The organism is Pseudomonas onubensis (assembly GCF_965653655.1).
Lineage (GTDB): Bacteria > Pseudomonadota > Gammaproteobacteria > Pseudomonadales > Pseudomonadaceae > Aquipseudomonas.
In genome coordinates this window covers 12,435-27,358 of record NZ_CBFHAZ010000086.1, presented here as the reverse complement: position 1 = coordinate 27,358, position 14,924 = coordinate 12,435, and the positions used below count along the sequence as shown (strand labels likewise).

The 14,924-nt window shown below is 56.0% G+C and carries 12 protein-coding genes and 1 pseudogene; 8 read left to right on the top strand and 5 right to left on the bottom strand.

All coding sequences use genetic code 11. The annotated features are described in order from the left end of the window. Window positions 1-442 precede the first annotated feature (442 nt). Both lpxO and ACTD9P_RS22745 read right to left on the bottom strand, forming a co-directional pair. Window positions 443-1,342 carry a lipid A hydroxylase LpxO gene (gene lpxO, locus ACTD9P_RS22750; protein WP_438869448.1) on the bottom strand — a complete coding sequence of 300 codons (900 nt, stop codon included), beginning with the start codon at window positions 1,340-1,342 and terminating at the stop codon, window positions 443-445. 252 nt (window positions 1,343-1,594) lie between these two features. Beyond that, window positions 1,595-2,926 (bottom strand): Wzz/FepE/Etk N-terminal domain-containing protein, encoded by a 1,332-nt coding sequence (locus tag ACTD9P_RS22745; RefSeq protein ID WP_438869447.1) that lies wholly within the window; start codon window positions 2,924-2,926, stop codon window positions 1,595-1,597. Between the two features lie 341 nt (window positions 2,927-3,267). On the opposite strand from ACTD9P_RS22745, the gene ACTD9P_RS22740 reads away from it, so the two are divergent. Continuing rightward, complete coding sequence (locus ACTD9P_RS22740) at window positions 3,268-3,654, top strand: TIGR03067 domain-containing protein (protein ID WP_438869446.1); 387 nt, start codon at window positions 3,268-3,270, stop codon at window positions 3,652-3,654. 142 nt (window positions 3,655-3,796) lie between these two features. Here the strand turns inward: ACTD9P_RS22740 and ACTD9P_RS22735 are convergent, their stop codons facing one another. Continuing rightward, a complete protein-coding gene (locus ACTD9P_RS22735) occupies window positions 3,797-4,609 on the bottom strand; it encodes a class I SAM-dependent methyltransferase (protein WP_138817557.1) in 813 nt (270 codons plus the stop codon). A gap of 153 nt (window positions 4,610-4,762) precedes the next feature. Here ACTD9P_RS22735 and ACTD9P_RS22730 point away from each other — a divergent pair, with 153 nt between their 5' ends. From ACTD9P_RS22730 to ACTD9P_RS22720, 3 genes are all read left to right on the top strand, one after another. Then, window positions 4,763-6,001, top strand: coding sequence for an MFS transporter (locus ACTD9P_RS22730; protein ID WP_438869450.1), 1,239 nt, complete (start codon window positions 4,763-4,765; stop codon window positions 5,999-6,001). A gap of 142 nt (window positions 6,002-6,143) precedes the next feature. Next, window positions 6,144-7,730 carry an ABC-F family ATPase gene (locus tag ACTD9P_RS22725; protein WP_074854431.1) on the top strand — a complete coding sequence of 529 codons (1,587 nt, stop codon included), beginning with the start codon at window positions 6,144-6,146 and terminating at the stop codon, window positions 7,728-7,730. Window positions 7,731-7,892: 162 nt separating this feature from the next. Beyond that, window positions 7,893-9,068, top strand: coding sequence for an MFS transporter (locus ACTD9P_RS22720; RefSeq protein WP_438869445.1), 1,176 nt, complete (start codon window positions 7,893-7,895; stop codon window positions 9,066-9,068). On the opposite strand, the gene ACTD9P_RS22715 is transcribed toward ACTD9P_RS22720, so the two are convergent. Further along, on the bottom strand, window positions 9,062-10,099 hold the full coding sequence (locus ACTD9P_RS22715) for an alpha/beta hydrolase family protein (RefSeq protein WP_438869444.1): 1,038 nt from the start codon (window positions 10,097-10,099) through the stop codon (window positions 9,062-9,064). The two genes, ACTD9P_RS22720 and ACTD9P_RS22715, sit on opposite strands and share 7 nt — an antisense overlap. Before the next feature lie 241 nt (window positions 10,100-10,340). Beyond that, the gene (locus ACTD9P_RS22710; RefSeq protein WP_438869443.1) at window positions 10,341-10,952 is read right to left on the bottom strand and encodes an FMN-dependent NADH-azoreductase; all 612 of its coding nucleotides are present in this window, start codon (window positions 10,950-10,952) and stop codon (window positions 10,341-10,343) included. Between the two features lie 129 nt (window positions 10,953-11,081). On the opposite strand from ACTD9P_RS22710, the pseudogene ACTD9P_RS22705 reads away from it, so the two are divergent. The 4 genes and pseudogenes from ACTD9P_RS22705 to ACTD9P_RS22690 form a co-directional block, all read left to right on the top strand. Then, a pseudogene (locus ACTD9P_RS22705) lies at window positions 11,082-11,263 on the top strand (IS3 family transposase); the annotation flags it as partial. A gap of 124 nt (window positions 11,264-11,387) precedes the next feature. Further along, a complete protein-coding gene (locus ACTD9P_RS22700) occupies window positions 11,388-13,118 on the top strand; it encodes an ABC-F family ATP-binding cassette domain-containing protein (RefSeq protein WP_438869441.1) in 1,731 nt (576 codons plus the stop codon). 467 nt (window positions 13,119-13,585) lie between these two features. Next, complete coding sequence (locus ACTD9P_RS22695) at window positions 13,586-13,732, top strand: hypothetical protein (RefSeq protein WP_178112672.1); 147 nt, start codon at window positions 13,586-13,588, stop codon at window positions 13,730-13,732. Between the two features lie 94 nt (window positions 13,733-13,826). Then, the gene (locus ACTD9P_RS22690; RefSeq protein ID WP_438869440.1) at window positions 13,827-14,813 is read left to right on the top strand and encodes a cupin-like domain-containing protein; all 987 of its coding nucleotides are present in this window, start codon (window positions 13,827-13,829) and stop codon (window positions 14,811-14,813) included. Window positions 14,814-14,924: the final 111 nt, after the last annotated feature.

Below are 14,924 nucleotides of genomic sequence, written 5' to 3'. Positions count from 1 at the left end.
CGGTGGGTCAGTGACAGATAAATTGACTGACCCACCGCATTCGCGAGCAAGCCCGCTCCCACATTTAGACCGTGTTGCATCAGCTAGATAGGCTTTTGCCTTGCACTTGATCTGGCTCTTGCTTCAACCACTCAGGTCGGCTTTCAGGCCGCCGTGCTGTAGATCTTGATCTTGATTTTGATCTGAGGCGCCCCGTTAACCACGGTGGCCGAACGCAGGCTTGAATCCGTGGGTAACCCGGCAGGACGCCGGGTTACCCACGGATTCAAGCCTTCGTTCTGGCATGCCGAGCCTAAGCAAGGCACCGAGTGGTGGGGCGAAGACTTTTTGGTTACTTTTGACCGGCATTCCGGTCTTTACAAAAGTGACCCGCTGTAAGAGCCGAACCAATAGAAGCCGTTACCGCAGCAACGGATATGTCCCCCAAAGGGCCACCACCAAGTCAGATCAAAATAAAAATCACCGCCAACCCAGCAAAAATCGCCCACTTCTCCAGGTAATACCGCGCACGATTACGTTTCTTCAGCTCTTTGCCACGCAAACGGATCTTGTACAACCGCGTAAACGCACGGTTCAACCCGCCGGTCTTATCACCGTCATCATTAGGCGAACCCGCAGCCGCCATCACATTACGACTGAACCAACGGTTAAACGCCGCCGCCCAGCGGTACTTCATCGGGCGCTCAATGTCACAGAACAAAATGATGCGGTTCTGCTGTGTCGTGTTCTCAGCGTAGTGAATGTAAGTCTCGTCAAACATCACCGGCTCACCGTCACGCCAGTAGTAACTCTCGCCATCCACATTGATATAGCAACCCGGATCGTTCGGCGTATCCAGCCCAAGGTGGTAACGATAGGAGCCTGCGTAAGGATCACGGTGGCGCACCAGCTTGGAGCCCGGTGGCAACTCGGCAAACATCGCCGCCTTGATCGAACCAATGCCCTGCACCAGCTCAGTGGTGCGCGGGCACAGCTTCATCGCCGACGGGTGACTGTCGCCGTACCACTTGAGGTAAAAGCGCTTCCAGCCTGACTTGAAGAACGAGTTGAAACCTACGTCGTTGTATTGGTCCGAACGCTTGATTTCGCCCGCGCGCATCAGGTTCTGGCCTTCCTGGCGGATTTCCTCCCAGTGTTCCTGCAGCGGGCTCAGGTCCGGAAAGTCGCTGGGCGACAGAAACGGGCGGCTCGGCTGCCTGGAGAACAAGTAGAGGAAGCAGTTGATCGGCGCCAGGAACGTCGAGTGATCGCTAAGCTGGCGGCCCAGCTTGTGTCGCACTCTGCCACGCAGGTGAACATACGCAATGGAGGCAACGTAGAGAACAACAATGATGAGTTTCAAGGGATTCGTCACAAGTTAGAAGAGAACAGGCTGCTCCTGCGTGCACACAACGGCCGAGGATTTATAAGCAGCACCTGAAATCACGATTACATAGTGGCGGCTGGCCGGACGAGTCACTTCCGGAACCACGCCATTGGCCGTTATTTAGCCACAGTTTGTAACCAAAGGTTAACTAAGAATTGTGAAAAGCTGTCTACGCAGCGCAGAGGGCTCGCATGGGCCTGCCCGGACGCAAGCCCTCTGCGTGGGTGTTTACAGCACAGGCGAGTCGTCTATGCGCTGGCGTCCCGACGAGGTGCCAGCGACCGAGCGCGACTGGCGGTAACTCAGAATCAAGTGACGGATCAGCGCGATCAGCACACCCACGAAAGCCCCAGCCACCAGGCTAAGTGCAAGAATCACCAGTTTTCTCGGCTTGGTCGGCCCCAGCGGCTCCTGGGCACGACGGTCGATGCTCACCAGCTCCAGATTGCTCATATCAATGTTAAGGCTGCGCAACCTGGCGATTTCGGTGCGAAGCGGTTCGACATCACGCAGGAAGATATCCTCGTTGCCGCGCTTTTGCAGAATCTCGACTTCACGGTTGGTGTCCAGCAGTTGCAACTCCTTGCCAATTTCAGCGATACGGCCGCTGGTAAAGTCATCACTGGTGCGCTTTTGCAACGCATTGCGCTCAGCTTCCAGGGCCTCAGTGCCGAGGAAATACAGCGGAATCTTCTGGTTACTAATCTCGGTGCGCACCACCTGACTGGAGCCGGCGCGGTTAGTATCGGCCATGGAAGATGGCGTGGTTGGCTGATTGATGCCCATGGACTTGGCAATCGAGATCGCCTCAGCCAGTTCGGCCAGGCGGTCGGTGCGTTCTATTTTCATCTGCAGCCGCAAGCCTTTGAGCTCATCTTGCAATTGTGCACGTTTGAGCCTGTCCGCCTCGAGCAGAACCGCGATCTTGGACTCTTTTTCAGTGTCGTAATTGGCCCGGGCCGCGTCGATCTTGCCCTTGAGCTCGGCGAGGCGGTTATTGACGATCACCTTCAGGCCGGCGCCCACTTGTTCGCGCTGTGCGGCGATGGCGTAGTCGACCAGCCCGTTAAGGATCGCAACACCGTCAACGTCAGAAGGGTATTGCAACTCCAGGCGGATAGCACTGTTCGGCGACTCTGCCGCTTTGGAGTCGGGAACGCTCAGGCTGATGCCGCTACGGTTGAAGTTTTCAAAACTCTGTTCGACGCTCAGTCCGGGGCTCAGGTAGGCATTGAACAAATCTTTGTGGCTTTTAAAGAACGCCAGGCGAGCCCCGTAAGAATCCAGTTGCGCGCCTACTTTCACCAACGCCTCCGAGGGCGGCAGCTTGTAGACTTCGGAGCGGTTCAGCGCATCCAATTCATTGATCGCGGCCGGGCGCAGCACACTGCTGACCTCGTATTGCTTGGGCGCAACCGTCGCGTAACTTGCGCCCAACACCCCCGCAAGAATCGTACAGCCCACGATGAGTATCTTTTGCCGCCAAATGGCATGAAACAATTCAAACAGGTCAATTTCATCTGAAGTTACAGACGAATTGATCGGAGAAATTTGATTCAAAATAAGCGCACCTTAAGATTGACATTAAAAAGCCACCACCCCTGGTCATTCGAACTGAGCATTCGAAAGGCATGGAAGGTCAGAGACAACGCTCTGATTGCGAATGTGTTATGGCAGTCAGACCACCTAGCGTGGCGAAAAATCCGACCTTATTAGAGATTGTTTCTGCTTGATGTCAATGACTATACAAGGTAACTCCTTATGTATAACTGAGAATGCGAGCAGCTTAGTCAATGAATGGTCAAACCGCTCGCAACCCAGCAAAAAACCGCATTCCAGCCGGGTTTTTGCCACATTTTCGATACACTCCGGCCGATCAGCCTCCAGCAAAAGGAACTTGCATGAACCCTCTACCAGACCCGGACTTCACTGCGCTGCAGGGCGCCTGGGAGCAGGTCTCCCTGGAAGACAGCGGCGTACTCAACCCTGCCGACGCACACAGCGCGCCAGGCGCCATTACCACGATTAACGGTGATCACTTCGATGTGCGAACCGTCGCTGGCGACGTATTGCTGGCTGGCCGGTTTTCCCTTGATAGCACCACCACGCCCAAACGTATTACCTGGGTAGATTCCATGGGCGATGACGCTGGCAAAGCGTTACCCGCCAGCTATCAGCTCGAAGGCGATGATTTTGTGTTTATCGCAGCGGATGAGGGCATGCCCCGCCCAACGGTGTTCAGCACCGGGCCAGGGCAAACCATGCGCACTTTTGTGCGCCGCGCCTGAAAACCGCACGCCATCCGAAACGCCAACATGGTTTTTCACGCAGCCTTCACGTTCCGGCCTTTAGCGTAAGGCCACCTACTCCAGTGAATCACTTGGCCCGCCTTTTCTCTCGCGGGCCTTTTTTTGTGCGCGAAAAGCCCGCTCAAACAGCGCGTTTGATGGCCGTCAGGGTGAAACACAACGGCAATTGGGCCGGCTGGTGCTCGTACTGGTCATACAGCTCCTCACGGTTGGAGTGCGGATATTCGCGCAGATGCTCGATCTGCAGGTGCGCCGCAATCGCCGCGCTGACCACGCTGCCCAGGGTATGCACGTACCAGTAGGATGTCGGCCCGGGAACCTCCGTCAGCCCTTCGTACACAATCGACGCCTGCAGCACGAACGGATCGCGTTGAAAATACGAGCTGGCGGGCAATAGCGGGTTGGCGGCCTGTGGGTCGAAGACTTCCAGGAAAGGATGAGTCTCGTAGATCACCAGGGTGCCGCCGGGCGTGAGGGTACTGGCCACGTGCTGCATGAACAGCGCTACATCCGGCATCCAGCCGAGTACGCCAATCGTCACCAAGGCAATATCGAACCGGCCACGCAAACGCTCAGGCAGGTGATGGATATCGGCTTCGATAAACTGCGGGTTATGCGGGGAAACATCAGCCAACTCCCGAGCTTGCGCCAGAAAGGCTGCCGATTGATCGACGCCCACCACCTCTCGCGCCCCCAGGCCAAACAGCGACAGGCTTTCACGCCCGTTGTTGCAGCCGATTTGCACCACCGTCTTGCCGGCAACGCCGACGCTTTGCAACAGGTCTGTGATAGTGGGATCGAGGCACGAAAAGCCTGGCTCAGCGACTGATTGCAGCAGCGCTTTCCAGGTCGCAGTGTCTTTGTGCAGCGCGGCAGAGGCGTCCCAGGCGGCCTTATTGCGGGCAACAGCCTGTTGGGCTGAGGGCATGTCCATTGCGTCTCCAGAGAGTCATTTCAGCGGGCTACGAAAAATAAGCCATATGCGCGCCAGATTAAACCCCCAGCGTCAGCGAACTTATGTTCCGGCCCACGGGTCACTAGCCCAATGAGTGTCCAGCCCCTGAACACCCTTTGCGAAGACAACGCCGTGGCCAATCACGCTGACCTGCGTAGTACCTTATCCCTGGACAGCCTCAACTTTTTCCTGGCGGATGTGCGCGACGGCCTCGGGCCTTACCTGGCGATTTACCTGCTGGCCGTGCATAAATGGGACCCGGCCAGCATCGGCGTGGTCATGACCCTGGCGGGCATCGCCGCACTGGTCACCCAAGGCCCCGCCGGCGCGCTGATCGACCGCACACGCAGCAAGCGCGCGGTGATCGCGGTGGCTGCCATCCTGGTCACCGTCAGTTGCCTGTTGCTGCCGTTTGTCAGTGCCTTCAGTTGGGTGGCCCTGACACAGGCCGCCAGCGCCGTAGCCGCCTCGGTGTTTGCGCCGGCCATATCCGCCATATCCCTGGGGATTACCGGGCCGCGCGCCTTTACCCGCCGCACGGGGCGCAACGAGACCTTCAACCACGCCGGCAATGCTGTGGCCGCACTGCTGGCCGGCGGTTTGGCGTACCTGTACGGCCCGGTGGTGGTGTTTTACCTGATGGCCTTTATGGCGCTGGCCAGTATCGTGGCCGTCAGCTGTGTGTCGGCCAAGGCGATTGACCATGAAGTCGCCCGGGGCTTTGATCCTGCCCACCACAGCGATCACGAACAACCGTCCGGCGTAAAGGTGCTGCTGGCCAACCGGCCGCTGCTGATATTCGCCATCTGCTGCGCCCTCTTCCACCTGGCCAATGCCGCTATGCTGCCGCTGGTCAGCCAGAAGCTCGCGCAGATCAACCTGCAAATGGCCACGCCGCTGACCTCGGCGTGCATCGTCGCCGCGCAGTTGTTGATGGTGCCGATGGCCTGGCTGGTCGGGCTCAAGGCCGATGTGTGGGGGCGCAAGCCGCTGTTGCTGGCAGGCTTCCTGATTTTGCCGCTGCGCGGCGTGCTGTACACCTTGTCCAGTGATCCGTACTGGCTGGTGGCGGTGCAGATGCTCGACGGCATCGGCGCGGGGATCTTTGGCGCACTGTTCCCGGTAATCGTCAAAGACCTGACCCAGGGCACCGGGCGTTTTAATGTGAGCCTCGGCGCGCTGTCCACGGTGTTTGGCCTGGGTGCGGCGTTGAGTAGCAGCCTGGCCGGTTTCGTGGTGCAACAGTCCGGCTACAACGCGGCATTCCTGACCCTGGCAGGCGTGGCCGCCGTGGCCTTGGCGCTGTTATGGCTGGCGATGCCGGAGACCTTGGAGAAACCATCGTTCGCCTGCCATACAACTGTCGCCTGACATATGCGACAATGCGCGCCAAATTCCAACACACAACCAAAATTTTCTGCTCAGCGACCGGGTTTCGCGCCTTGATGTCGCTGTTGACGCATGCCTGAAGGCTCCTGCCGCCACGCTCGCAACTCATTGATAGGTAAAGTAATTGATCTCCACAGCTAACATCACCATGCAGTTCGGCGCCAAGCCGCTCTTCGAGAACGTCTCGGTCAAATTCGGCGCCGGCAACCGTTATGGTTTGATCGGTGCCAACGGTTGCGGCAAGTCGACCTTCATGAAAATCCTCGGCGGCGACCTTGAGCCGTCCGGCGGCCAGGTCATGCTGGAGCCGAACGTGCGTCTGGGTAAACTGCGCCAGGACCAGTTCGCCTACGAAGAATTCACCGTGCTCGACACCGTGATCATGGGCCACGAAGAGCTGTGGCGGGTCAAGGCTGAGCGTGACCGCATCTACTCGCTGCCGGAAATGAGCGAAGAAGACGGCATGGCCGTTGCCGAACTGGAAACCGAATTCGCCGAAATGGACGGCTACACCGCCGAATCGCGTGCCGGTGAACTGCTGCTGGGCCTGGGTATTCCGCTGGAGCAACACTTTGGCCCGATGAGCGAAGTCTCCCCAGGCTGGAAGCTGCGCGTATTGCTGGCCCAGGCACTGTTCTCCGATCCTGAAGTGCTGTTGCTCGACGAACCGACCAACCACCTGGACATCAACACCATCCGCTGGCTGGAAAACATCCTGACCCAGCGCTCCAGCCTGATGATCATCATCTCCCACGACCGTCACTTCCTGAACAGCGTGTGCACCCACATGGCTGACCTGGACTACGGCGAGCTGCGCCTGTTCCCGGGCAACTACGACGAGTACATGACCGTGGCGACCCAGTCCCGCGAGCAACTGCTGTCGGACAACGCCAAGAAGAAGGCGCAGATCTCCGAACTGCAATCCTTCGTCAGCCGCTTCTCGGCCAACGCCTCGAAAGCCAAGCAAGCCACCTCCCGCGCCAAGGCGATCGACAAGATCCAGCTGGCCGAGGTCAAGCCATCGAGCCGTGTGAGCCCGTTCATCCGTTTCGAGCAGAACAAGAAGCTGCACCGCCAGGCTGTGATGGTCGAAAAAATGGCCAAGGGCTTCGACGGCAAGCCGCTGTTCAAGGACTTCAGCTTCCAGGTTGAAGCCGGCGAGCGCGTAGCGATCATCGGCCCGAACGGTATCGGCAAGACCACCCTGCTGCGCACCCTGGTCAACGAACTGACCCCGGACGCCGGCAGCATCAAGTGGACCGATGCCGCAGAACTGGGCTACTACGCCCAGGACCACGCCCATGACTTCGAAGACGACGTGACCCTGTTCGACTGGATGGGCCAGTGGACCCAAGGCGAGCAAATGATCCGTGGCACCCTGGGCCGTATGTTGTTCTCCAACGACGAAATCCAGAAGTCGGTCAAAGTGATCTCCGGTGGTGAACAAGGGCGCATGCTGTTCGGCAAGCTGATCCTGCAAAAGCCCAACGTGCTGATCATGGACGAACCGACTAACCACTTGGACATGGAATCCATCGAAGCGCTGAACCTGGCGCTGGAGAACTACCCGGGCACGCTGATATTCGTCAGCCACGACCGCGAGTTCGTATCGTCCCTGGCCACCCGCATTATCGAGTTGAGCGCCACCGGCGTAATCGACTTCAGCGGCACCTATGACGACTACCTGCGCAGCCAAGGCGTGGTGTTTTAACCGCAGCGAATAGTTTTTAGCTGCAAGCGGCAAGAAAAAGCCCTGTCCATGGTGACAGGGCTTTTTGCATCAATAGGTGCCCATAATAACTAGTTAGCCAGCTTCCTTTTCCCCCACGCCCTTGCCATCATGCCCTCACCGCCCGCCCGCGAACGAGTGACCATGCCTGCCGCCGCCCCCAGCTCCCTGTCGATCACCCTGCAGATCGTCTCCATTGTTTTCTACACCTTCATCGCCTTTATCTGCATTGGCCTGCCGATCGCGGTCATCCCAGGCTATGTGCATGAACAATTGGGCTTCAGCGCCGTAGTCGCCGGGGTCACCATCGGCGCGCAATACCTGGCCACCCTGCTCAGCCGTCCGATGGCCGGGAGGATGTCGGATAACGTCGGCACCAAACGCGCCATTGTGTTGGGTTTGGCCGGCATCCTGGTCAGTGGCGTGCTGACGTTTTTCGCAACATTGCTTGAAAGCATGCCCGCTGTGAGCCTTGGGGTATTGATCGTCGGCAGGCTCTTGCTCGGCGTGGCCCAAGGCCTGATTGGCGTTGGCACCATCAGTTGGTGCATGGGCGCGGTCGGTGCCGAACACACGGCGCGCTCGATCTCCTGGAACGGTATCGCGTCCTACGGCGCCATCGCGATTGGCGCGCCGCTGGGCGTGGTGATGGTGGCCGAATATGGCTACAACAGTCTCGGTATCGCGCTGTCGGTGCTGGCCGCCTTGGGCCTGATGTTGATCCGCAATAAACCCTCGGTACCGGTAGTGCGCGGTGAGCGCTTGCCGTTCTGGGCGGTGTTCGGGCGAATCGCGCCGTTTGGCGCCAGCCTGTGCCTGGCGTCTATCGGCTACGGCACGCTGACCACCTTTATCACCCTGTATTACCTCAACCGCGGCTGGGCCGGTGCGGCGTACTGCCTGACGGTGTTTGGCGTGTGTTTTATCTTGTCGCGCCTGGTGTTTATCTCGGCCATCAGCCGCTTCGGCGGGTTCACTGCGGCGATTGCCTGCATGACCATCGAAACCGTCGGCTTGACCCTGTTGTGGCTGGCGCCGTCCACCGGTGTGGCGCTGATCGGCGCCGGGCTCACCGGCTTCGGCTTGTCGCTGGTGTACCCGGCGCTGGGCGTGGAAGCCATCAAGCAGGTGCCCAACAGCAGTCGTGGCGCGGGGCTGAGTGCGTATGCGGTGTTTTTTGATCTGGCCCTGGCGATTGCCGGGCCATTGATGGGCACCGTGGCGCTGAACCTCGGCTATGGCTGGATCTTCTTCTGCGCCGCGCTTCTATCGGTCACGTCCCTGTGCCTGACCGTGCAGCTCAAGCGCCGTGCTTACTGATCAGCAGTCTGCAAACCGGCGCGGGTCGACTGACCCAGGGTGTGCACGAAAAAGCGCCCCGCTTCCGAGATCAGATCGCGGTGGATGCCTTCGCGGTCGACACCATCGGCATCCGTGCAAATCGCCGGCATGGCCAGCAGTTGGTCACTGTCACACGGCGCCATGAACACAAAGTGCCCGGCCCCGGCCAATAGTTTGAAATCCGGCGGCTGCGGCAGTTTGCGCGCCAGGGCGGCGGCGTTCTTGTCCACGGCCACCAGCTTGTCGCCATCGCCGCTGTAGAGCAGCACTGGCACATGCACATCGGCCAGGGTGTGGCGGCCGAACATCAGGCTCAAAGGTGCCATCAGCATCAAAGCATGAATACGCGGGTCGGCTTGCGGCTGCAAGTCTTCACGGTCGACCACCAGCTCGCCTTTGGTGGTACAGGCGTCGCGGTCTTCAGGGCGCTCCTGGCAATAACGGCGCAGGCGGTCGAAATCCGGCTTGGCACCGGCCAGGATCAGCGCGGTTTCACCGCCAGCGGAATAACCGATGACCCCCACCTGGTCGATATTGACGAACGGCGACAGCATCGTATCCCCGAGCGTGGCGGTAATGGCTGCGGAAATCTGGATCGGCCGCCCGTACAGGTTGCTCACCGTGCCCAGGCGGCTGTGATCCTTGTAGTTGTCGCCGGGATGCAAGACCGCCACCACCACAAAACCCTTGCGCGCCAGCGAAGTGGCCAGGTCGTGCAGCGCCAGCGGCGTACCGGTGTTGCCATGGGACAGCATCAGCATCGGGAAACGCCCAATGGCGACTTTGGAATCCTGGCTGGCGGCCACATGGTAAGGGCCCAACTGCGTGGAATGTTCATCGTCGGTGGACGGATAAAACGCGATGGCATTCATCGGCTGCTGATCCAGCGGGTCGAGAAAACTCATGCGGTGAAAACCCACACTCCAATGCGGGTGCGGCGCTGGGGCGGCGTGCACTGAAATCAGGCCACCGAGCAGGGAAAGAACCAAAACAGCACAAAGACGCATCATGGGGATGTCCACCTTTGCTGCGCGACCACGTTCAACACCCGCGGCATGTCGGTTTGAAAAGTCCATGGGCCAAGGCACTCGCTCCGGGTGATAAACCCATGCGTGCATAACCTGGGCCAAAGTAATGACAGCGGGTAAACGAAAAAACTCCGTACTCCGGTCGCGTTCAGGCGATCAGAATACAGAGTTTAGGCGCCCCGGTTCAGATTGGAACCGAACAGAGGCGAAATTTACACAAGCCTTACGCGGCGGCGAACAATTGTGCGTTGATCACTGCGTTGGCGTCGCTCAAGGCCTTGCTGCGAACTTCTTCACCGTAGGCCAGGCCTTGGGCGCGGACAAATTCGATATCCGTGATGCCAAGGAAGCCAAACACCAGTTTCAAGTAATCCTCGTGCCCCACATTGCTGGCCTGGCCCGCGTGCATGCCGCCAGCGGTGGAAACAATGATCAGCTTCTTGCCGCCGCACAGGCCTTCAGGGCCGGCTTCGGTGTAACGGAAGGTTTGCCCGGCCACGGCAATACGGTCAATCCAGGCCTTGAGCTGGGACGGCACCGAGAAGTTGTACATCGGCGCACCGATCACTACGGCGTCGGCGGCGATGAATTCAGCCAGGGACGTAGCGCTGAGGTCAGCCTCGTGTTTTTGTACGGCGTCGCGCAATTCGGCAGCGGTGCCCAGGGCGCCCAGGGTCAGGCCGGAAAAGTGGCTGATGCCTTCGGCAGCCAAGTCACGATAGGTCACTTCCACGCTCGGCTCAGCCGCTTGCCAGGCCTTGACCACACCAGCGCTGAGCTGACGCGAAGCCGAGTTGTCGCCGAGGATGCTGGAATCGATGTGCAACAGTTTCATGCGGGTTCTCCAAGTGAGGATCGCGGCTGGGCGATCGAATGAAGTTAATCCTACACATGAACCCAATAGTCGATTAGATGGCACAAATGTGATTATTCGTCCTGCCAGCAGGACAATCCTGTTTCAGCAAACATCCAATCCAACGCTGTAGCGCAGCGCTTTTTCCAATTGCTAACGCAGGAAAGGACCAAACGTAAAATCTACACCCGCCGCCAGGATGCTCACGGTGATGTGCTCGATTGCATCAAAATGTTTACAACCCGAAACGACGTCGTGGTTTCAACAATCAGCGGTCACCGATAGAGTTTGAAAGCGTTACGGAAAAACGCCGGGGGAGTGGCTGGAAATCCAGGGCGATTCTTTATCGACTATCGTCAGTGTTTTTGACGCTCAGCGTTTCTAATTCCACATTCGTAAACTTGAGTAAGCCTGATAATGACTACCCTGCTTTCTTCACAATCTATCAGTTACGAAAATACCTTTGGCCCTTTGTTTGCAGACATTTCCTTCGGCCTTAAAAAAGGCGACCGCATCGGCCTGATTGGTCATAACGGCTGTGGCAAAAGTACCCTGCTGAGAATCCTCAGCGGCGATCTCACCGCCACTTCCGGCACTATATCCCTGTCAAACCAATGCCGGATGGCACGGGTTGAACAGCATCTGCCCACCGACCTGAATGCTTACACACTCATCGACGCGGTGATCAATCATGGGCCCGACCGTTTGCATCAATACGAACGCTGGCAGGTCGAAGCGCTGCTGGCCAGCTTGGGGTTTGATGAAGCTGCTTGGAAATTGACCGCCGGAACGCTCAGCGGAGGGCAGCACACGCGCCTTCTGCTGGCCCGCGCACTGATCCGGCAGCCGGACTTACTGTTGTTGGACGAACCCAGTAACCATTTAGATCTACCGACGTTACTTTGGCTTGAGCACTTCCTGAAAACCTGGGGCGGCAGCTTTGTCTTGGTATCCCATGACCGCAGCCTTTTAGATAACGTCACCAACTGCACCTGGGTATTGCGCGACAAGGCCCTGCAATTTATTCGACTACCCTGCACGCAGGCGCGTGAAGCTCTGGCAGAGAAAGACAGTGCAGATACCCACCGCCGTCAGACCGAGCAAAAAGAGATTGACCGAGTTGCAAAAAGCGCTAAACGGCTGGCCATCTGGGGTAGCGTCTACGATAGCGAGAAGCTGGCGCGCAAAGCCAAGCAAATGGAGAAACAGGTCGACCGGCTGAAGGATGACCAGACTCAAGTCACCGCCGGAACGCAGTGGCAGTTGCGTCTTAATGGCGAAGCATTAACAGCCGACCGTTTGTTAGAGCTATCTCATTTGCAGGTTCGGCCTGCGTCAGATGCGCCAGTGCTGTTCAAGCTGGACGAAATCCGGGTTAAATGCGGTGATCGGATTGCACTGGTTGGCCGCAATGGCTGTGGTAAATCTTCACTCCTGCATACCTTATGGCGAGCCTTCTGCTATCCAGAGACAGTAGAGGATGGCGTGGTATTCCACCCGAAAGTACGCGTCGGTTACTACGATCAAAGCCTGCAGCAGCTGCGTGATGATGCCACCTTAAACGAAGCACTTGTCCCTTTTTCGGCGCTTACAGAAGAACAGAGAAAAATAGCGCTCATTAGTGCCGGCTTCCCGTACCTGCGCCATCAACAAAAAGTGAGCACCCTGAGCGGCGGCGAGCGTTCACGGTTGTTGTTTATCGGACTCACACTGGCAAACTATTCGTTGTTGTTGCTGGACGAGCCGACTAACCACCTCGATATGGAAGGCAAAGAAGAACTGGCGCAAACGCTGAAAATGTTCAGCGGTGCTGTATTGCTGGTTTCTCACGACCGCACATTGATTGAGCAAAGCTGCAATCGTTTCTGGTTGATAGATGACCATAGTCTGAAAGACTGGCACGCTCTAGCGCCAGTGTATTCCACTCTGGCAAATGCGCATGTATCCGCCACGATAGCCGCGCCGGTACAGGATGAACGATCGTTTGTATTGCCAGAAACAGAAGAACTCCTACTGGCCACTCTGTTGGATCTCGAAAGTAAACTGGAGGAGGACCTGGCGCGTAAGGTCAAGCACCAGAAGCCCGAATTACAGCGCGAGTGGCAGCAACAGATTGCTCAGCTCGGCGTTCTGCTCGATTTAGGGTAGCGCCTCTCTTCCAGGTGATCTGGCGCGCTTCAATCACCGCAACGTTGGTTACCACGGACGGTAAAAGAATACGGCGCATTTATTCAGTCTAATCGGGTTGGCTAAACTGATACTGGCGCCTGCCTGCACCTCCCAAAATCCAAATAGCGGCCAGAGACCTCTCGATTGAAGCGCAAGTACTGCACCCAGCCTCTGCGGTCGCCATGTTTTTACCGCTACGGGCGTATTGCAGCAGCTGTTTCTCCTGTCACGGATGGACTGACACACAAAATTACAAAGTGTACATTTGCGTAATTTTGGAACATGGTCTTTATTCACAAAGTCACTGACCGGTTCTGAAATTACGCGGTTTCTCCCTGAATAAAACAGGGCCTCCCGTTTGATACCTGAACAAAAAGCAATATTCATCAGTGGCTGCTATATCCAACATTGTTACGACCTCATCTTTTAACCAATGAGAATACAAAATGAAAAATGAAGAAGTGATTGAATATGTATTGGAATCAGACAACCCTAACGCTTTCTCTGCGAAAAGTGAAAATGAAGACGTCTCTTTCTTCATGGATTTGGCAGATGACGAACTGATGCTTCAAGCTGTGTTCAGTCGCTGTTAATAGTCCGCTAGGACTATGACAAAAAAAGGTCATTCATTATGTTTGACCTTTTTTAATAAAACCAACAGCGAACTAATTAGTCAGGATTATTCCTTTGGAAAATAAAAAAATAATTCTTCTTGAGAGCATCGATGCCAGTGACGTAGTGTTATTTCGAAAAAATTACCTCATGAATGAAAAGCCGGTCATTCTAAAAGGAATGGGTAAGGATTGGCCTGCCATTAAGCGTTGGTCTGCAGACTTTTTCAGAAAGACTTATGGACATATCAAGGTACCTGTCTGTTATTACAAGACCAAACGACAAGAAGCGTACAAAGACCAAACCAAGATGCCACTGGGGGAGTATATAGTTTTAGCAGAAAAAAATAGCGCCTTTGAAGATGACGCTGAATCGCCTTATTTGGGTGGATGGATCTATCATAAAGAGTTTCCTGAACTACTCGATGATATCGACATGAGCCTACCTTGTTTTCCTGATAACTGGTTATACAAATTACCCTCTTCGATCTCAATACCACCGACCAATTTGCTTATCGGTTATCTACAGGTATCAAGCCCTCTGCATACAGATTCTTTTTTTGTCAATTCAGTGCTAACCATGATTGTGGGTGAAAAAAAAGCACGCCTGGTATCGCCCGCACACACGTTTGCAGTTTCCAATGGGCAAGATTTATTTAATCCTGATATTGCTAGTAAAGTACTCAAGCAAGGCGCCGATATTTTTGAAGGTACAATATCGGCCGGTGATGCTTTATATATCCCTCCTGGCTGGTGGCATAACGTAATCAACTGTGGATTTACAATCGCCGTTCAAAACTTACATGTAGACACTCATAGATTTCCACTTTTTGAACAGCAGATGCGTGGTTTTGTTCTACCCTTGCTAAGTAAAATCGAAGACTTAGGAAGGGAGGCCAGGGCAGAATTATTTAAATCAGCAAAGACACTGTCCCCGCCCTTATCTCATAAGATCGGGGATTTTGTTGAGCATGAAAAAAATTACATTATGTTTCTTAAAAAATCAGCGAAAAAATCCGAAGACCACCTAAGTCGTTACTACCCACAAAACTCCAGCGATTAAGGAAACAAAGGTTTACTAGGCACTCATTGAGAGCGCATTAACTAAATAGTTTTTTGCGTGCTATTTTTGGTAACGCTTATTCAAGCAATCCTCAAATAACTCGCCACGTAA

Coding starts and splice junctions, on each gene's coding strand:
- ACTD9P_RS22740 (WP_438869446.1), top strand. CDS start 3,268: ATGAACCCTCTACCAGACCCGGACTTCACTGCGCTGCAGGGCGCCTGG.
- ACTD9P_RS22735 (WP_138817557.1), bottom strand. CDS start 4,609: ATGGACATGCCCTCAGCCCAACAGGCTGTTGCCCGCAATAAGGCCGCC.
- ACTD9P_RS22720 (WP_438869445.1), top strand. CDS start 7,893: ATGCCTGCCGCCGCCCCCAGCTCCCTGTCGATCACCCTGCAGATCGTC.
- ACTD9P_RS22715 (WP_438869444.1), bottom strand. CDS start 10,099: ATGATGCGTCTTTGTGCTGTTTTGGTTCTTTCCCTGCTCGGTGGCCTG.
- ACTD9P_RS22710 (WP_438869443.1), bottom strand. CDS start 10,952: ATGAAACTGTTGCACATCGATTCCAGCATCCTCGGCGACAACTCGGCT.
- ACTD9P_RS22700 (WP_438869441.1), top strand. CDS start 11,388: ATGACTACCCTGCTTTCTTCACAATCTATCAGTTACGAAAATACCTTT.
- ACTD9P_RS22695 (WP_178112672.1), top strand. CDS start 13,586: ATGAAAAATGAAGAAGTGATTGAATATGTATTGGAATCAGACAACCCT.